The sequence below is a fragment of the Collinsella sp. SGI.178 genome, from assembly GCF_050313495.1.
Taxonomy (GTDB): domain Bacteria; phylum Actinomycetota; class Coriobacteriia; order Coriobacteriales; family Coriobacteriaceae; genus Collinsella.
The window spans coordinates 42,514-60,843 of the sequence record NZ_JBNPLM010000003.1; the positions used below are offsets into that span (position 1 = coordinate 42,514).

An 18,330-nucleotide genomic window follows, 5' to 3' on the forward strand; every position below is an offset into this window, starting at 1 on the left:
CAGAAGGTGCAATTCAAAAAGGGGATAATACCCCTAAGATAGACAAAACTCTAATACTATAGCACCCTGTTACAACCCCACGCAAGTAGCTAATTAGGCTACTTACAGATTATCGGTATCGAGGACAATGGTGAACGGGCCGTCGTTGACCAGGTCGACTTTCATGTCGGCGCCAAAGATGCCGTGCGCCACATGGTCGACGTCCTGGGCGACGAGCGTCAGAAAGTACTCATAAAGCTCGTTGGCGACATCGGGCGCGCCAGCATCCGTAAACGACGGACGACGGCCGTGGCGGCAATCGGCAAACAGCGTAAACTGCGACACCACGAGCACCTCGCCGTCGACATCGGCAAGCGCCAAGTTAGTCTTGCCGTTCTCGTCCTCGTTGATACGCAGCCCGCGGAGCTTGCCCCATAGTTTATCGGCCTCGGCACGCGTATCGCCATGGCCCACACCCAGCAATACCAGATAGCCGCGCCCAATGCGGCCCACGCACTCGCCGTCGACCGTCACACCGGCGTTGAGCACGCGCTGCACCACCGCACGCACGGCCTACTCCTCGCCCGTGAGTTTGGCGGACAGGTGCTCGAGTGCATGGAAACGATGGCTGATGGCGTTCTTCTCGTCCGCTGTGAGCTCGGCCATAGTCTTGCCCGGCGTATCGACCGGCAGGAACAGCGGGTCGTAGCCAAAGCCGTGGTCGCCGCGGCCCTCGTGTGCGATAACGCCCTCGCAGGCACCCTCGCCATAGGTGACCAGGCCGTCTTGGTCGATGAGCGCAACGACGCTCATAAAGCGTGCGGTGCGATCCTCGTCTGCCACGCCTTCCAGATTAACGAGAAGTTTGGCATTGTTGGCGGCATCATCGCCGTGTACGCCCGCATAACGCGCGCTATACACACCCGGCTCGCCGTCCAGCGCGTCGACGACCAAGCCGGAATCGTCGGCGATGGCCATAAGGCCCGTCTCCTCGACCGCAGCCTGCGCCTTGATGATGGCGTTCTCCAAAAACGTCGTGCCGTTTTCCTCGGGGTCCTCAAAATCGCCCAGCTGGCCGAGCGCCACAAAGCGCACCTCGGGCATGACCTTGCCCAAAATGGCCTCGATCTCGGTGAGCTTATGGGCGTTACCCGTGGCCACAACAATGGTCGCCGCCGGGTCGAGGGTGTCGATGTCAATCTTCTCAAGTGCCATAGCTGGCCTCCTTGTCTCTTATAGCAATGCCGTGTAGAGGACGACGAGGGCCTCGGCCTCTCCCCTCTCAATCAACGGCAGTCTTATACTTCGGCGTTTTCGCAGATTAAACCTGCCAAAATCAACATCCCCTTTTGGCAGGTTAGGCGAGGGCTTGACGCTGAAGCTCGATGAGCTCGGCGATGCCCTTGTCGCCCAGATCGAGCAGGGCGTTGAGACGCTTGCGGTCGAAGGGCGCCTGCTCGCCGGTACCCTGGAGCTCGATCATCTCGCCGGAGTCGGTGGCGACGAGGTTCATGTCGACCTCGGCGTGGCTGTCCTCGGAATAATCCAAGTCGAGCAGGGTGTTGCCGTCGACGACGCCCATGGAAATAGCGGCAACCTGACCGGTAAGCGGAATGCGCTCGAGCTTGCCCGCCTCGACCCACATGGCAAAGGCGTCGTGCAGCGCCACCCAGGCGCCGGTGATGCTCGCCGTACGCGTGCCGCCATCGGCCTGGATCACATCGCAGTCAACGGTAACGGTGTACTCGCCGAGCGCCTTCATGTTGACGACGGTGCGCAGGCTGCGGCCGATCAAGCGCTCGATCTCCATGGAACGGCCCTTGCGGTTGGCATGTTCGCGCTTGCAGCGCTTGCCGGTCGACGCCGGCAGCATCGCATATTCCGCCGTTACCCAACCGGCCTTGGCGCCCTTGCGCCAGCCCGGAACGCCCTCCTCGATGGTGGCGGCGCACAGCACGCGCGTGTCACCAAACTCTGCCAGGCACGAGCCGTGGGCGTGCTTCATGACGCCGCGGGTGAGCTTAACGGGACGCAGCTCGTTTGCGGCGCGGCCGTTGGCGCGGTTGACCTGCATATATTCCATGGAACTATCCTTTCGGCAAAAGAGTGGCGAAGACTCCGGCGACATTGCGTGCCTAACCGAGTTCATCGATATCGACATGCTCGATGCTTTTGAGCGGCTGGCCAAAGATAAAGCTGCCCGCCACCGCAAACTCGGCAATGTTGTCGGACGTGGTGGCAAAGCGATGCTGCGGCTCGGCGGTGTTGCCCGCCAGCTGCTCACGGCGCATGAGGATATCGGTCAGCTCGCGGGTGGTCTCCTCGGCGGAGCTCACCACGCGCACCCCGGGCCCCAACGCATGACGGATGGGGCCCACCAGCAGCGGAAAGTGCGTACAGCCGAGCACCACGGTATCGATGCCACGATCGTGCAGTGGCTCGACAGTGGCGTTGACCAGCGCGCGAACGGCTGGCGTATCAAAAATATCCTCGTTCTCGAGCCACTGCTCCTGCAGATGCGCGCCCGAGGCGAGCTCGTGCTCGACAACCTCGACAAAGCTCGAGGCAGGGCAGCCATACACGTCCACGCCGGCATCCAAGTCCTGGATGGCGCGCGTGTAGGCGCCCGAGCGGATGGTGAGGTTGGTGGCGAGCACGCCCACACGGCGCGTGCGGGTGCTGTTGATGGCGGCACGCGCGCCCGGCGCGATTACGCCAATCACGGGGACATCGAGCACCTGCTGAGCCAGGCGAAGCGCCGCTGCCGTCGCCGTATTGCAGGCGATGACCATGATCTTGACGTCGTGTCTCGAAAGCCAGCGCCCCGCCTGTAGCGCAAACGAGCGCACCTCGTCCTCGGTGCGGGTGCCGTAAGGGCAGCGCTTGGTATCGCCAAAGTAGTAGACGGACTCGTGCGGAAGCGCCGTCGCAATCGCGCGCGCAACCGTCAAGCCGCCCAGACCCGAGTCGAACACGCCAATGGGGCGCGTATCACCGGCCAGATTCTCGATATCGGACATTACCTCACCAGATTCTCTCTCGAAAAGATATGGCCAAGCGTAACGGCACTGCGCTATGAACGGGCCGCAACGAGCAGCTCCGCCGTCGCCGCCCAGCCGTCAACGATCCTGCCGCGCGTGACAAAGGCGTTATCGCAGGACGCAAGAAACTCGGACGCGCCGGCGCTGGTCAGACCGTTCTCGACCAGGCAGAACGTGCCCACGTGGTCGGCCATGTAGAAATCAGACTCGGAATCGCCGAGTGCCAGCGTCTCGTCGCGCTCGATGCCCAGATGCTCGCAGAAACGCGCGACCGCCACGCCCTTGTCGAGACCCGACGGATTGATGTTAAAGGCACGACCGTCCTCGACGCGATCGAGCTCGAGGGTCGTCGGCTTGGACAGATGAGTCAAGTGGCCGTTGCAGGCCCAAACCAGACCGCAGCCGGCCTCGTCGAGGATGGCCTGCGCCTCGTCATCGGGAATATCGCCGCGCATGCCGACGGTGACCTCGCGGTACTTATAGCCAGTCGACATGTCGTTGTGGTACTCGATCTTGTGCGGCCAGCGAGCGAGAATCTTCTCGCACACGCCGGTCTGCTCAATCACCTGGTGCGGCGTAAGGCCGCAGGCGGGGTCGTAAGGCATGTCGCCGGTCAGATACTCCCAGTCGTTGGCCTTGAGGTCGTACATGACCAGGCCACCCATCTCGCCAATGTAGGAGTTGAGGCCGAGCACGCGGGCATCTTCGTGGATCATGGTGCGGTTGCGACCCGAGGTGGGAATTACCTGGATGCCAGCGCGGGCAAGCGCCACGACGGCCTCGACGAGCTTGGTCGAGGGATTGCCGTCGTTGTCGCGCAGCACGCACGAGCCGGGCGCGAGCATCGTGGCGTCCAGATCGGTAAAGACGTACTTGACCTTGGCAAGGCGCTCGCGCATCTCGCCCGAAAGCTCGGCAACGGTCGGCAGGGTGTTGTGGGACATGGTCACTCCATTTATTACGTAGAAGAGGCTTAATCTTGGTACCGCGTTTTCCCTAAGGTGAACACGCTTGGGAGGCACGGCATCATCGGGCGTCGATGATTCGCAAACGCCATCCTAAAGGCAGCGACGCTTAGGCGTCGTACGCCGCAAGGATGCGCTTGAGAACCGAGCCATCACGCTCGCAGGGCTCGGGTCCGTTCTTGCGCAGCATGCACTCCTCCTCGCCCTTGCCGGTCACGATAACCACAGCGGGGCGGTCGGTCTCGCGCACGGCCGTCTCGATAGCGGCGGCGCGGTCGCACACGATCTGCCAGTTATCGTTTCCCTGCGCCTGGACATTGCGCGCAATCTCGGCGCAGATGTCCTCGACGTCCTCGGGGCCCGGGTCATCCTCGGTAATCACGATGCGATCGGCGTACTTGCCGGCAGCGATACCCATCGTAGTACGGCGATCGACACCCTTGCCTCCCGTTGCACCAAAGACAACCGCCAGCTCGCGCTCGGGATAGTTCTCGCGCAGGTCGCGCAAAAGCGTCTCGAGGCTCATGCCGTTGTGCGCATAGTCAACGACGCCCAAAATCTTGCCCGATGCAGACGGATAGAGCTCCATGCGACCGGGAACAAAGACGCCCTCAAAGCCATGGACGATGCCCTCTTCGGAAATGCCGAGGGCCTCGGCGCAGGCAATGGCGGCAAGCGCATTGGACACGTTGAACTTGACGGGCGTGGGAATCACGATGTCACGCGTAAAGCGCGGCGTGCGGACCGTGGCGATCACGCCGCAATCGCCGTTGCGAATGGCCAACGCACGCACGTCGGCGCGTCCATCGGTCAGCGAGAACGTCACCGTGCGCTCGCAGCGGGACGCCGCCTCGAGCACGCGGTCGACGTGGTCCATATCGAGGTTGACCACGGCAAAGCGGCTCTGCGAAAAAATCTTGAGCTTGCTGGCAAAGTAATCCTCGAGCGTGGGGTGCTCGATCGGCGAGATATGGTCCTCACCGATATTGGTAAAGGCGCCCACTTCAAAGTCAATCTTGCCCGTACGCTCGTATTTGAGGCCCTGGCTCGACGCCTCCATGACCAGCCACGGAGCGCCCGCCTCGGCGGCATGTGCGATACGCGACTGCAAAAGGAAGGACTCGGGGGTCGTTAGCTTAGAAGGACCGGCCTCGATACCGTCATCGAACTCGATACCCGTGTTGAGGGCTGGTCGATGACGGCCCGTGAGCTTAGCCTCGTTGGCAAGAATGCCACGCAGATAAAAGCTGCAGGTCGACTTGCCCTTGGTGCCCGTAAAAGCGCAGACCTTCACCTTGCCCGAGGGATGACCGTAATAGGCGTCCGCCACCACAGCGAGCGTGCGGCGGATATCGTTGACGATCACAGCGGGAATATCGACGTCGTAATCAACCTCGGACACGTACGCCACGGCGCCTTCGGCAATCGCCGAGACCAGATACTCGGGCTTGAACGCACGGCCCTTGCAGACAAACAATGTGCCCGGACGTACCTGGCGCGAGTCGTCGGTCGCAAACTCGATGCGCTGGTCGCAAAGAGTATCCGGCTTGGAAACAACAAGGGCCTCGGCCTCGAGCAGCTCCACATAGCGCATCAAAGCCAGCTTCTCCTTCGTCGCACCCGACATATAACGACCTTTCTCGCTAAACCTAACCTTAAAAGAGCAAAAACCGTCCCAGATGAATCCGGTCGCGCCCCTGTATTATCAACCATCCTAATATGCCACCTGACCTTGCGAGTGTCTCAGCACCCTAAAAAATTGCAAGGACCAGCGCACGGTTAATTCGAAATAACAAAACCCCCGCCCTACAAATGCGCGCGATGCGGGGATGACCAGTGAGTTTGTCATGCTCTACAAGGACACATCGCTGCTTTCGAGCGTCGTCGTCATGGAACTCCTGCTGTTCTCCAAAAACCTCACGACCACCACGGGCAACATCACACCCTACATTTGCGCCGCACCCTACTATCTGGTTGTGACGATTCCGCTCAGCCACGTCGTCGCCAAGGTAGAGCACCGCCTTGCCGAGCGCGGCAAGCGCTAGCCCCTCTCGCGCTCTCGCACACAGCAATCGGCGCAGTCACGGCCCGCCGCTTCACCCAACGTGCGGGCCGTGGTTTTTCGGTCCCCTCGGCGCTTATGCCCCATCACGAAGCAAAAGATTGGCATGATAGTAAGGATTGATTGATATCGACTGCTGCAAACCTTGCGGCAGCGCACCTAAGCCGTCAGCAGAAAGGATCTTGCATGTGCGGTTTTGTCGGTTTTACCGGTACAGATGAACAGAGTGAGCTGGTTCTCACGGCCATGATGAATCGCATCATCCATCGCGGGCCGGATATGGGTGGCCAGCACATCGTCGATAACGTCGCCCTCGGCTTCCGCCGTCTTTCGATTCTCGACCTTTCCGAGGCTGGCGCTCAGCCCATGTCGAGCGATGACGGCAAGGTCACCATCGTCTTCAACGGCGAGATCTACAACTTCCAGGAGCTTCGCGCCGAGCTCGAGGCTGCCGGCTACGTCTTCCACTGCAACGCCGACACCGAGGTCCTGGTGCACGGCTACGAGGAGTGGGGCGAGGACCTGGTCAACCGCCTGCGCGGCATGTATGCGTTCGTGATTCACGACCAGAACAGGAACAAGCTCTTCGGCGCCCGTGACATCTTTGGCATCAAGCCGTTCTATTACTACCGGGCCTCCGACGGCTCGCTGCTGTTTGGCTCCGAGATCAAGAGCTTCCTGGACCACCCCAAGTTTGAGAAGGCCGTCAACCGCGACGCGCTGCGTCCCTACCTCACGCTGCAGTTCCCTGCCACGGAGGAGACGTTCTTTAAGGGCGTGTTCAAGCTTGCCCCCGCGCATTGCTTTACGTACGACCTTACGACCAACACTATGGACATCAAGCGCTACTGGAGCTGCGACTTTACCGATGACAACTCCAAGAGCTTCGAGGAGTACGTGGACGAGTGCGACAAGGTCGTGCACGAGAGCGTTGCCGCGCACCGCATCGCCGATGTTAAAGTTGGCTCGTTCCTCTCCGGCGGCGTCGACTCCAGCTACATTGCCGCCTGCCTCATGCCCGATACCACGTATTCCGTCGGCTTTGACTACAAGAACTTCAACGAGACCAACTACGCCGCCGAGCTTTCCGACAAGCTTGGCATTAAGAACGTGCGCAAGATGATCACCGCCGACGAGTTCTTCGACGCGCTACCCGATATCCAGTACCACATGGACGAGCCACAATCGAACCTCTCCAGCGTACCGCTGTACTATCTGGCACAGATGGCCGCCGAGGAAGTTACCGTCGTCCTTTCGGGCGAGGGCGCCGACGAGCTGTTTGCCGGCTACGAGTGGTACGAGGACACCCCCGAGATGCGATCCTTCAAGAAGCGCGTGCCGCTCGGCGTGCGCCGTGCCCTGGGCTCGCTCGTTCAGCATCTCCCCTACTTTAAGGGTCACAACTTCCTGACCAAGTGCGCCGAGGTCCCCGAGCGCTGGTACGTGGGCCAGGCAAAGGTGTTCGACCCGTCCGAGGTTGACGAGGTTCTCAAGCCAGCTTACGACACCGGCAAGAACGCCTCCGAAATGTGCGCAGAGTACTACAAGCAGGTCCCCGACTGCTGCGAGCTCTCTAAGAAGCAATATCTGGATATGAACATGTGGCTTCCGGGCGACATTCTGCTCAAGGCAGACAAGATGTGCATGGCACACTCCCTGGAGCTCCGCGTTCCGTTCCTGGACAAAAAGGTCATGGAGTTCGCCGAGCATATTCCCGCCAACTACCGTGTCAACGAAGAGGGCTGCAAGCTTGTCCTGCGCCACGCCGCCAATCGCACGCTGCCCGATGAGTGGGCAACACGCAAGAAGGTTGGCTTCCCGGTGCCAGTTAAGTTCTGGCTGCGCGAGCAGAAATACTACGACTACGTCAAGGAGTACTTCACCGCACCGTGGGCTGCCGATTTCTTTGACACCGATGCGCTCATGAAGCTGCTCGACGATCACTTTGAGGGCCGCGCGCTCAACCAGCGCAAGATCTATACCACGCTGACGTTCCTCATTTGGTACAAGCGCTTCTTTATCGACGAGAACAAGGGCACCGAAGTCTCCGCTTAGATTTCGTTATGAATTAGCGGTGAACCCCGCAGGGTTTCCGCTATACTCAATTCCCGCGGGCGATTGGCGCAACGGTTAGCGCAGGTGCTTTACACGCACAAGGCTGGGGGTTCGAATCCCTCATCGCCCACCACTGAATTGGAAACGGTCCTCGCAAGGGGACCGTTTTTGTTTGCACACGGCCTATCCCAGCCATGGTAAATCGATAGCAAAACGGGCTCCAGTTTGCCCAATCGTGCGCCAAACGGCACGTGACGGTCTGGAACCCGCTTCAAATTGCTATGCCTGATGGCGCTAAGCTAAAACACCCGCCAGGATCTCGATTAAGCTGTCCACATCGGCTTCCTCGCACACGAGCGGCGGCAAGAAGCGCAGTGTATGTGCACCTGTAGCGTTAATCACCGCACCAGCCACCAATGCGCGAGCCACAACGTCGTGCGCATCACCCGCAGCATCGTCCAAATCACAGCCGAGCATTAGGCCGCGACCACGCACCTCGGTAACATGCGGCAGCTTGGCGAGCCTTGCCTCCATATAGGCGCCCACCTTGGCGGCATGGTCTGCGTAGTCACCGCGCACAAGCGCGGATAGCGTCGCGGCACACGCCGCGATGGCCAAGCAGCTGCCGCCGAAGGTCGAACCATGGTCGCCGGGCTTAAAGATGTCAGCGATTTCCTTCTTTGCCACCACGGCACCCATGGGCACGCCGTCGGCGATGCCCTTGGCAAGACTCATGATATCGGGCTCCACACCATAAGTCTGGAACGCGAACGGCTTGCCGGAGCGGAAAATACCACACTGGACCTCGTCGGCGATAAGCACGGCACCCACCTCGTGTGCCAAGTCGCGCGCCGCAGCCATAAACTCCTCGGTCATGGGATGCACACCGCTTTCGCCCTGGATCGGCTCGAGCATCACAGCGCAAATCTCGCTTCCCAGCTGCTTAAAAATCGCACGCAGTTCATCTACATCGTTGGGTGTGCATGCCACAAAGCCACCCGGCAGCGGGCGGAAACTGTCCTGCAGCCAATCCTGCATGGTCGCAGCAATGGTCTCGAGCGTACGACCATGAAATCCGCCGCGCATACACACGATGGTGTTGCCACCGTTTCCGGCACGCTTGGCGTACAGACGCGCGAGCTTCATAGAGCCCTCGTTGGCCTCGGCACCGGAATTGGCAAAGAACGTCTCCCACACCTGTTCGCCCGCAGTCGGAGCGCCAAGCGCCGCCGCCGTGGTCTCGTCGCCAGCGGCAATCGCGTCGGCAAGCACGCGCGCACCGTCCGCATCGTCGTTGGCGAGCTTGGACAGCAACGCCGCAACCTGGCCGCGCTGCTCAATGTAGAAGTAGTTGGAGACATGCAGGAGCTTTTTGGCCTGGGCCTCGAGCGCCGAGAGCACCGCCGGATTGCCGTGGCCTAGGCTGCATACGCCAATACCTGCAAGAAAATCGAGATATTCGCGACCATCGTCGCCGGTGAGCTTCATGCCGTGGCCCTCGACAAACTCGACCGGCGAGCGGCCAAAGGTCTGCATAACGTAGTGGGATTCGAGCGATTGTTGAGCTGCAAGTGACATGAGATGCCTTTCGTTAAGCGCCAGGTGGCGCGGACTGTGGGTGTAACGGTGTGACGATTTCTAACCAGCTAGACCGTCTGGAGCTTCTCGACCTCGTCGAGGTTCTCGGTCAGGCGCGCCGCAAAGGTCGAAAGCGGGTGCGGGTGCGTATCAAATTCGTAGGCCGTCTCGGTAGAGTGGATCACGGTGCCGACGCCGGCATCGGTCAGCAGCTCCAGGAGCAGCGAATGCGGCGTGGTACCGTTAATGATGTGAGCGCGAAATACGCCGCCGACAAGCGCATCGACGGCCGCGCGCAGTTTGGGAATCATGCCCTTATCGACCTCGCCACCGTAGAGCATCTCATTAACCTCGTCGAGCGTTAGGTTGGAGATGAGCGAGTCTTTATCGCTAAAGTCCTTGTACAGGCCGTCGACGTCGGTCAAAAAGATCGCCTTGTGCGCGTGGAGCGCCGCCGCAACGGCACCGGCGGCGGTGTCGGCGTTGATATTGAAGAAGCCACCGTCCTCCCCCGCCGCGACGGTAGCGATGACGGGAATATACTCGCTATCGAGCAAGTTCTCGATGTAGTCGGTGTTGACATGCGTCACTTTGCCCACGCGTCCGAGCTCGGGGTCGAGCGGCTCGGCGATGAGCGTGCCGGCGTCGCTGCCCGATACGCCCACGGCCAAGTTACCGTGGTGGTTGATTGCCGCCACCAGCTCTTGGTTAACCTTGCCGCCCAGCACCTCGCGCACGATATCCATGGTCGCCGGCGTGGTCACGCGCTGACCGTTCTTAAACTCGACGGGCATATCGTAATGGCTCAGCGCCTCGTTGATGGCTTTACCACCGCCATGCACGATGACGGGGCGCATGCCGATAATCTTGAGCAAAACGATGTCGCTCATCACGTCGCGACGCAGCTGCTCGTCTACCATGGCGGCCCCGCCATACTTGATAACGACCGTCTTGCCAGTCAGGTTTTTAATCCACGGCAGCGCTTCGAACAGCAGCTGCGCAGTTGCTTCGTTGGATTCGCTCGAACGACAATCGCGTGCGAATTTCATAATCTGCCTCGTCTTTCGTATCGTTATCGCGCTGTGCTCCGCTGCCCGCAATCGCGGCGAGATGCGCAGCGTGCCTGGAGTCTAGGAGCGGTAGTCACCATTGATTGAGATGTACTCGTGCGTGAGATCACAGGTCCACACGGTCGTTGCCGCGTCGCCTGCTCCCAGGTCGGCCGAAATCACGATCTCGGGCGCCTCAAAACGTCGCAGGGCCTCGTCCTCGTCAAAAGGAACAGTCAGGCCCTCGCGGCAGACGGGCATGCCCATCATGTCGATGGAAACGTCTTCCTGATTAAACTTTACGCCGCACTTGCCGAGCGCCATGGCAACGCGACCCCAATTGCAGTCGTGGCCAGCGATGCAGGTCTTGACGAGCGGCGAGTTGGCGACGGCGCGGGCGGCGATATCGGCTTCCTCGTCGTTGGCGGCGCCGGTGACGTTAACCGTCACGAGCTTTGACGCACCCTCGCCATCGGCCGCGATGTTACGCGCCAGGCTCTCGCACACCTCGTGCACGGCAAAGGCCAGCTCGTCAAAGGCGTCAGTGCCCTCGACGATGGCCTCGGCATCCGCGGCGGCAGCGGCAGAAGCCAGCATGATACAGGTGTCGTTGGTCGAGGTATCGGAATCGACCGTCACTTTATTAAAGGTCTGTTTAACGGTCGAGAGCAGTAGGGTGTGGAGCGCCGCCGACTCGACGGGGGCATCGGTAGTAATGACCGCGATCATGGTGGCCATATTGGGCATGATCATGCCCGATCCCTTGCACATGCCGCCCACCGTATAGGTATTGCCTGCGTGCCCCGCGGCCTCGCTGCTGTAGCGAACGGCATACTCCTTGGAATGCGTATCGGTCGTCATGATGGCACGGGCTGCATCGGCGCCGCCATGGGCAGAGAGTGCCTCGTAGGCGGACGGAATTGCCGTCTCAAACGTGTCGATCGGCAGAATCTGTCCGATCACGCCCGTGGAGGCAACTAAAATCTGTTGGGGTTCACAGCCAATGACCTGCGAGGCGATATTGCACGTCTCGCGCGCACAGGCAAGGCCGGTCTCGCCCGTGGCGGCGTTCGCGTTGCCGGAGTTGATTGAAACACCGGCGATGATGCCATAGCCCTTGTCCGTACCGCCCAGGTTGGCACGGCTCACCTGCACGGGCGCCGCACAAAAGCGGTTAGTCGTAAACACGCCGGCCCCGGGACAGGGTTTATCGGGCACAACGAGCGCGTAATCCAGGCGCTCGGGATTCTTGCGGAATCCGGCATGGATGCCCGCCGCCTTAAAGCCGGCTGCCGCCGTTACGCCGCCCTCGACGGCGCGAATCTTGATATCGAACTGCTCAGCATTCATCGTCTTTACGACTCCTTATGTCAAACAAAAAATGGGCATCGGTTGGTGCGCCATGCCAGCCACAATCATGAGACCAGCTTAAAAGTGGCGCCAAACTCGATACCCGACTACCAAATCGTTAATAATCGAATGTGCTACACCGGGCACGCCACTGTGGGCAAGCCTCGTCGCTCGTCAAAACCAAAGACGATGTTGGCGCACTGGACCGCCTGGCCCGCAGCGCCCTTGCACAAATTGTCGATGGCGTCCGTCGCCACCAGCACGCCCGCACGCTTGTTGAGCGCAAGGCCGATCTGGGCGGCATTGGTACCGACAACCGAAGCCGTCTTGGGTTGCTGGCCGGCATCGAGCACGCGCACAAAGGTACGACCGGCGTAGAACTTCTTGTAATGGTCGACGGCATCCTCAAGAGTCAGCGCTTCGAGAGCCTGCGTTGCGAGCGGCAGCGTCACCGTAGAGAGCAGGCCGCGCTTGAGCGGTGCCAGGTGCGGAGTAAAGACGACGCGATCGGTAAGGCCCAGAATTTGCTCGATTTCTGGCGTATGGCGATGTTTTCCTACGCCATAGGCCTCCAGATTCTCGTCCGCGCTGCAAAAATGGGTGCGGGTGTTGCACGACTTACCGGCACCCGTCACGCCACTGATGGCGTCGACGACTACGGGGCCGCTCTGGGCCACCCAGCCCGCACGCACGGCAGGCGCGGCAGCAAGACTCGTTGCGGTGGGATAGCAACCGGCGCAGGCGACCAGTACGGGCTTGCCGTCGGCGTGGTCGGATGCAGCGGTCTCTAAGTCCTGGCAGAACAACTCGGGCAGACCGAAGGCACGTGTTTTAAGCAACTCGGGGCTCGTGTGCTCGGCGGCATACCATGTCTCAAAGACAGACGCGTCGCTCAGACGGTAATCGGCCGAAAGATCAAAGCAAGAGACACCCGATGCAAGCAGAGCGGGCACCTGTGCCATGGCAGCCGTGTGCGGCACGGCGAGAAAAACCGCATCGCAGCTCTTGAGTTCAGGGGCGTCATGCGTGGTGAAAACCAAATCGCTCACGCCAGCAAAGCTCGGATACACCGCGGACAGCAGCTGGCCGGCATCGGCGTTGGACGTAATGGCAACAAGTTCATACTCGGGATGGCCGAGCACGAGGCGAATAAGCTCGGCGCCGGCATATCCAGCCGCGCCGACGATTCCAACCTTTAAAGACATATCGGACTCCTTGTCTGCGGTCTTATGCGTCATTGCGCATTCCGCAGCTGTCGTTATGAGGTAGGTTGAAACTTTAGCACCCGAGAATGCATATTTACGCAAATAATTTGTGTCTTCATGCATTGAAACATACCCGACACATTCGCTTGAAGGAATTGACAAAAAAATAAGCGAGCTCTGCATTAGCCGCAGCGCATCATACTGCTGGCCAATGCGGAGCCCACCTTATACGGAATACCAAACTTAAGGGTCGCCCAGAGCAGCCTAGAGCTCGACCGGAACCCATTCGTCGTGATTGCAGATAAAAGCCTCGGGGTCCTCGACGCTAAAGAAGACGAGCGTGGGGTCGTTAGGCCCCTCATAGTGCTCGCTCAAGCGCTCAAGATGCTTCCACCCGACCTCGCGCATTTCATCCGAAGCCCGGTCGTCCAGACCCGCACGCCCGCGCAGGATCAACCAACCATGGCCCGGCCACCAACTCGTGGCCTCAAAGCGCTGGTTTTGCAGCAGCTCTTGCCACACATCTTTGGTGCGCGCCGTTACAAACCACAGCTTGCCGTCCTGAATCTGCGCAAACGAGAACGGACGCACATGCGGCTGCCCATCCACGCTCGTCGCTAGGTACCACGCCGGCACCGACGTCAGATACTCCAGCACCGTATTCAATCCGTCCACGTTTCCTCCTGTCATCTGACCAGTCTTTTTGGAATGGGCAGCTAATTTGGGAAATTAAAGCTCGAGGAGCTCTTCGCTGCCGTCGATATCGCAGAACCGCGCGGCGATGTTGCGGACCGAGAAGAACGCAAGGCGGCCATCGTTGGCACTATCGTGTTGCTCGCCAATGCCCACCATATGCTTAAAGCCCGTCTGGCGCACCTTGTCACTCACGAATGCATCGTCCTCGAGTGCGGCCTCGCCAGTTAACACGATCCAGCACTCCCCCGGCTTCCAGCCCGATACCTCAAACTTGGGATTCTTGCTCAACTCCGCCCACACGTCCTTGTCGCGCGACGTGCAAAACCACAGCTTGTCGTTATCGACCATGGCAAACGAAAACGGCCTCACGCGGGGCTGATGCCCGTCGTTTGCATCGGTCGTGGCAAGATACCACGCCGGAATGCGCCTGAGATACGAGCAGACGCGCTCGAGCTGAGCCATGCGATCGATGTCGGTCATAGAGACCCCTTTCTTGCGCTCGAATCGAGCTTAGACGAGTTGGAGATTGATAACGACAACGCATGCCACCAGCAGCGCCATCGCCACCGCGGCCAGTGCATCCCCGCGGCCAAACGTAAGCGCATGCAGACGCGTGCGTCCCCGCTCGCCGTGATAGCAGCGCGCATCCATGGCGGCCGAAAGCGTCTCGGCATGACGGAACACGCCAGCAAACAGCGGAATCGCCACACTGCCGAGCATGCGCACGCCACCGAGCGGACCGCCCGTCACGCGCGCGCCACGGCTTGCCTGTGCATCGGCCGTCTGTTTCATCTCGGTGGCAAATTGTGGCATAAACCGCAGTGCGATACCCATAATCATGCCGAGCTCGTGCGCCGGAAGCCCCACACGCGCGAATGGTGCGAGCAGGCGCTCAAAACCCGCGGTGAGGTCGAGCGTCGGCGTGGTGAGCGTAATGGCGCTCATGCCGGCCATCATCATCGTCAGGCGACACGCCATAAACGTCGCAGAACGCAGCGAGCCCTCGCTCACCTGCAAAAAGCCAAACTGCCACAGGATGCGGCCACTCTGATCGGAAAACAGGTTGAGCACCGCGACCACCACGACAATCGCCAGCAGTGGTGCCATCGACGATAGGACCCGACGCAACGGAACCCGGGCCGCGACATAGACCAGCACGACAAAAATTGCGATCGGAACCAGCCCGCGGAAGCTGCCGACGGTGAGCGCAGTGATCAGAAATGCGAAACCTAGGAGCAACTTAGTGCGCGGATCCAGGCGATGCAGCGCGCTTTCCCCCGGATAGTAGCTGCCAAATGAGAATGCCTCCATTAGCAGCCCTCCTCTTGCGTGGCCATCTTGGAACCAGCCTGACGCGACGCCCTCAAAGGTCCGTCCGCGCAGCCTAGCAGCATGCCGGCCAACTCGTCGGCCAGCGCCTCAACCGTAAAAAGCTTGTCGCAGCGGAGCGGCACACCGGCTTGCACGAGCGACAATGCCATGCGCTGTGCAGCGGGAACGCCCAAACCGATCGATTTGAGCTCGTTCGCGTGCGCAAAAACCTGTGCGGGCGTTCCATCGGCAAACACCGCGCCCTCGTTCATCACAACGATACGGTCACAACAATTTGCCAGGTCATCCATGCTGTGCGAAACCATGACAACAGTCAGGCCCTCAAGATGGAGCCGATCGATAAGCTCCAGGAAATCCCTGCGCGCAGCCGGATCGAGCCCCGCCATGGGCTCGTCGAGCACCAGGACCTCGGGCTCCATGGCAAGCACGCCGGCAAACGCCACGCGGCGCTGCTGACCGCCCGAAAGCTCAAAGGGGCTCTTGTCGCCTATCGCGGCAAGGTCGAGGCCCACGCGCGCAAGCGATGTTGCGACACGGCGAACAACCTCGTCTTGCGGCAGGCCAAGGTTGCGCGGGCCAAACGCCACGTCCTGCGCCACGGTCTCGGCAAATAGCTGGCGCTCGGGATACTGAAACACCACGCCGACCTTGGCCTTAACCGCGGCGGCGCCTTTCTTGCTTGATAGGTCGAGCCCCAGTGCGCAAACGCTCCCCTCCTGTGGACGAATCAGCCCGTTGAGATGCTGAACCAGCGTTGATTTACCCGAGCCGGTATGACCCGCCAGGCCCAGAAACTCGCCGCGACGCACCGTCAGCGAAACATCACGTAGCGCCCAGGGGCTGTTTGGATCGTTGCCCCAAAGAGCCTGTTTGCCCGATGCGCCCACAGTGGTCGAGCGCTTGCGCCATCGGCGGCGCTCGCGGGCGCTCAGCGACCAACTATGCGAGAGGTGCGAAAACTCGATGACGGGCTCCGACGCGACCATCCCACCGGCTGCAGAGGATGCATGGTCAAGCACACGAGAATCGGATGCGGAAGGCCGCCCAGCGACGTCCGCCCCGCTCCGCTCAGCATAAACCTGTGCAATCTCGGCGACCATATCCGCCTCACGCACCTGCGCGCAAACGGGTACGCCCTTCGCGCGGAGTGCCCTACCTAGACAGCACGACGCCGGCATATCCAGGTTGAGCTGGGCAAGTTCGTCCGCCCGCGTCAAGATTTCCTCGGGCGTACCGAGCATGGCAACGCGCCCCGCCCGAAACACCGCGACACGATCGGCCTCGGCGGCCTCTTCCATAACGTGCGTAATCATCACGATGGTCATGCCGCGATCGTGCAACGCGCGGCAAACCTTCATAAGGCCCTTACGTCCACGCGGATCGAGCATCGAGGAAGCCTCGTCCAAAATGAGCACGCGCGGTTCCATGGCGAGCACGCCGGCAAGCGCCACGCGCTGCTTTTGGCCGCCCGAAAGTGCATGGGTCTCGTGGCGCTCAAAGCCCACCAGGCCCACACCCTTCAGCGCCTCGCGTACGCGCTGCGCAATTTGCGCCGATGGCACGCCAAGGTTTTCGGGACCAAACGCAACATCATCTTCGACAAGCGTTGCCACCAGCTGATCATCGGGATTCTGGAACACCATGCCCGCGGTCGAACGAATGTCGTAGACCAACTCGGGATCTGATGCATCCATGCCGTTGATACGCACCGTGCCTGCATCGGGCCGCAGCAGCGCATTCAGATGCTTGGCAAACGTCGACTTGCCCGACCCATTGCCGCCGAGGATGCAGAAAAACTCGCCATCCTCGATGTTCAGATCGATACCGTCGAGCGCCGGCGTGACACCGTCATAGCTAAAGGAAACTCCTCGACAATCAATCATGCGCGGCCTTTGACCTGGTTCTTTTTAGGCGTGATGAGGTTGGAGGCCGCCTTGTACACTGCAAGCGTGAGCACCGAGTTGAGCACGGTCTTGATAAGGTTGAACGGCAGCACGGCAGGAACCATGAGCGGAGCGATCGCATCGACCGAGCCATACCAGAACCATACGCCAATGGTAAGGTTTGCAACCATAGACAGTGCCGTAGCGGCAATGACGCCGAACACCAGGCCAATCACGGCACCCTTATAGGTATGCATCTTCTGGTAGACGATAGCCGCGGGCAGAATGTAGCCCAGCGTGGCAACCAGGTTCATAAGCGCACCGACCCAGTCACCCGTGGTGAGCGCGTGAATAACGATAGCCATAGCGGCAACAGCAGTACCGGCGCCGGGACCATACGCAAAACCGCACACCATCGCCGGCACCAGCGACGGGTCGTAGGTCAAAAACGGCGCCGAAGGAAGGATGGGCAGCTGCACGTACATAAACAGGGCGCCCAAGGCGCACATCAGCGCCATGGTAACGAGCTGTTTGGTGCTCCACCTATTCGTGTTCTCGAAATGGATATGCTGCGACTGTTCAGACATAAGATCACCTGCCTCTTTCATCCGGACTCTAACCGTTGGTACTGGGATCTCACCAGTTCAGCCGACATGCGAACCAACGCACGCACGGGTCGCGGACTCATCGGCTCGGACGCAGGCACCTCGCCTGCGCCACGGTGCCCCTCTGGCACCGTCCGATTTACCGCCAGTGGGGAATTTCACCCCGCCCTGAAACAGCAATTCCAAGTCTAGCACGGGCAGGCTTTCGCGCAAGCATGCCAAGGGTAATTTATAGTGGGGATCAGTTGCCGCAACAACCACGTTCCCCACCCATCCCACAGTAACGCGCCTTTCGCGCAAAGCGCGAAACAGCGTCCGGGATACGTATCCCCAACAACCACGTTCTCCGCCCGCCGACCTCAAGGCCGTAAACGTAGGGAATCCGGGGGCGTGACGGGGCTTCTCTCCGGAACATTCCGCAGGACGCAAAGAGGCTCCGCAGCGCGAAGCGCGATGCGGAGCCTCTTTGCATGTCCGAGGACGTTCCGGAGAGAAGCCCCGTCACGCCCCCGGATTCCCGGTGGGAGTTC

Annotated in this window: 17 protein-coding genes, 1 tRNA gene and 1 riboswitch; of the genes, 3 read left to right on the forward strand and 15 right to left on the reverse strand. The window is 60.5% G+C overall.

All coding sequences use genetic code 11. The annotated features are described in order from the left end of the window. Positions 1 to 102: 102 nt before the first annotated feature. The 6 genes from dtd to ACQRAQ_RS01700 all read right to left on the reverse strand — a co-directional run bounded on the left by dtd (position 103) and on the right by ACQRAQ_RS01700 (position 5,612). Positions 103 to 549 carry a D-aminoacyl-tRNA deacylase gene (gene dtd, locus ACQRAQ_RS01675; RefSeq protein ID WP_117797049.1) on the reverse strand — a complete coding sequence of 149 codons (447 nt, stop codon included), beginning with the start codon at positions 547 to 549 and terminating at the stop codon, positions 103 to 105. 3 nt (positions 550 to 552) lie between these two features. Then, the gene (gene rdgB, locus ACQRAQ_RS01680; RefSeq protein WP_118206636.1) at positions 553 to 1,194 is read right to left on the reverse strand and encodes an RdgB/HAM1 family non-canonical purine NTP pyrophosphatase; all 642 of its coding nucleotides are present in this window, start codon (positions 1,192 to 1,194) and stop codon (positions 553 to 555) included. 142 nt (positions 1,195 to 1,336) lie between these two features. After that, positions 1,337 to 2,062, reverse strand: coding sequence for a ribonuclease PH (gene rph / locus ACQRAQ_RS01685; protein WP_427793593.1), 726 nt, complete (start codon positions 2,060 to 2,062; stop codon positions 1,337 to 1,339). A gap of 52 nt (positions 2,063 to 2,114) precedes the next feature. Further along, entirely contained in the window at positions 2,115 to 2,999 is an 885-nt protein-coding gene (gene murI, locus ACQRAQ_RS01690) for a glutamate racemase (RefSeq protein ID WP_427793595.1), read from the reverse strand. A 53-nt stretch (positions 3,000 to 3,052) separates the two neighbouring features. Next, on the reverse strand, positions 3,053 to 3,964 hold the full coding sequence (locus ACQRAQ_RS01695; RefSeq protein WP_427793596.1) for an HAD family hydrolase: 912 nt from the start codon (positions 3,962 to 3,964) through the stop codon (positions 3,053 to 3,055). Positions 3,965 to 4,094: 130 nt separating this feature from the next. After that, positions 4,095 to 5,612, reverse strand: a complete 1,518-nt coding sequence (locus ACQRAQ_RS01700) for a Mur ligase family protein (protein WP_427793597.1) — start codon at positions 5,610 to 5,612, stop codon at positions 4,095 to 4,097. Positions 5,613 to 5,814: 202 nt separating this feature from the next. On the opposite strand from ACQRAQ_RS01700, the gene ACQRAQ_RS01705 reads away from it, so the two are divergent. The 3 genes from ACQRAQ_RS01705 (at position 5,815) to ACQRAQ_RS01715 (ending at position 8,235) form a co-directional block, all read left to right on the forward strand. Next, positions 5,815 to 6,030, forward strand: a complete 216-nt coding sequence (locus tag ACQRAQ_RS01705; protein ID WP_427793599.1) for a hypothetical protein — start codon at positions 5,815 to 5,817, stop codon at positions 6,028 to 6,030. 203 nt (positions 6,031 to 6,233) lie between these two features. Further along, a complete protein-coding gene (asnB, locus tag ACQRAQ_RS01710) occupies positions 6,234 to 8,102 on the forward strand; it encodes an asparagine synthase (glutamine-hydrolyzing) (RefSeq protein WP_154514792.1) in 1,869 nt (622 codons plus the stop codon). Between the two features lie 57 nt (positions 8,103 to 8,159). After that, positions 8,160 to 8,235: transfer RNA gene (locus ACQRAQ_RS01715), tRNA-Val, on the forward strand. Positions 8,236 to 8,396: 161 nt separating this feature from the next. On the opposite strand, the gene ACQRAQ_RS01720 is transcribed toward ACQRAQ_RS01715, so the two are convergent. The 9 genes from ACQRAQ_RS01720 to ACQRAQ_RS01760 form a co-directional block, all read right to left on the reverse strand. Further along, positions 8,397 to 9,680 carry an aminotransferase class III-fold pyridoxal phosphate-dependent enzyme gene (locus ACQRAQ_RS01720; protein WP_427793601.1) on the reverse strand — a complete coding sequence of 428 codons (1,284 nt, stop codon included), beginning with the start codon at positions 9,678 to 9,680 and terminating at the stop codon, positions 8,397 to 8,399. Between the two features lie 68 nt (positions 9,681 to 9,748). Next, entirely contained in the window at positions 9,749 to 10,729 is a 981-nt protein-coding gene (argB, locus tag ACQRAQ_RS01725) for an acetylglutamate kinase (protein ID WP_427718310.1), read from the reverse strand. Between the two features lie 81 nt (positions 10,730 to 10,810). Continuing rightward, positions 10,811 to 12,079 (reverse strand): bifunctional glutamate N-acetyltransferase/amino-acid acetyltransferase ArgJ, encoded by a 1,269-nt coding sequence (gene argJ / locus ACQRAQ_RS01730; RefSeq protein ID WP_427793603.1) that lies wholly within the window; start codon positions 12,077 to 12,079, stop codon positions 10,811 to 10,813. Positions 12,080 to 12,213: 134 nt separating this feature from the next. Then, complete coding sequence (argC, locus tag ACQRAQ_RS01735) at positions 12,214 to 13,284, reverse strand: N-acetyl-gamma-glutamyl-phosphate reductase (RefSeq protein WP_427793605.1); 1,071 nt, start codon at positions 13,282 to 13,284, stop codon at positions 12,214 to 12,216. 264 nt (positions 13,285 to 13,548) lie between these two features. Next, positions 13,549 to 13,959: a pyridoxamine 5'-phosphate oxidase family protein gene (locus ACQRAQ_RS01740; protein WP_427793607.1), complete on the reverse strand. Its 411-nt coding sequence runs from the start codon at positions 13,957 to 13,959 to the stop codon at positions 13,549 to 13,551. Positions 13,960 to 14,013: 54 nt separating this feature from the next. Then, a complete protein-coding gene (locus ACQRAQ_RS01745; protein WP_427726998.1) occupies positions 14,014 to 14,460 on the reverse strand; it encodes a pyridoxamine 5'-phosphate oxidase family protein in 447 nt (148 codons plus the stop codon). 30 nt (positions 14,461 to 14,490) lie between these two features. Then, entirely contained in the window at positions 14,491 to 15,291 is an 801-nt protein-coding gene (locus tag ACQRAQ_RS01750; RefSeq protein ID WP_427793609.1) for an energy-coupling factor transporter transmembrane component T family protein, read from the reverse strand. Further along, entirely contained in the window at positions 15,291 to 17,195 is a 1,905-nt protein-coding gene (locus ACQRAQ_RS01755; RefSeq protein WP_427793610.1) for an energy-coupling factor transporter ATPase, read from the reverse strand. Before ACQRAQ_RS01755 ends, ACQRAQ_RS01750 begins: the two co-directional genes overlap by 1 nt. Next, complete coding sequence (locus tag ACQRAQ_RS01760) at positions 17,192 to 17,782, reverse strand: ECF transporter S component (RefSeq protein ID WP_427793611.1); 591 nt, start codon at positions 17,780 to 17,782, stop codon at positions 17,192 to 17,194. Before ACQRAQ_RS01760 ends, ACQRAQ_RS01755 begins: the two co-directional genes overlap by 4 nt. A gap of 5 nt (positions 17,783 to 17,787) precedes the next feature. After that, a riboswitch (FMN riboswitch) is annotated at positions 17,788 to 17,980 on the reverse strand. Between the last annotated feature and the right edge of the window lie 350 nt (positions 17,981 to 18,330).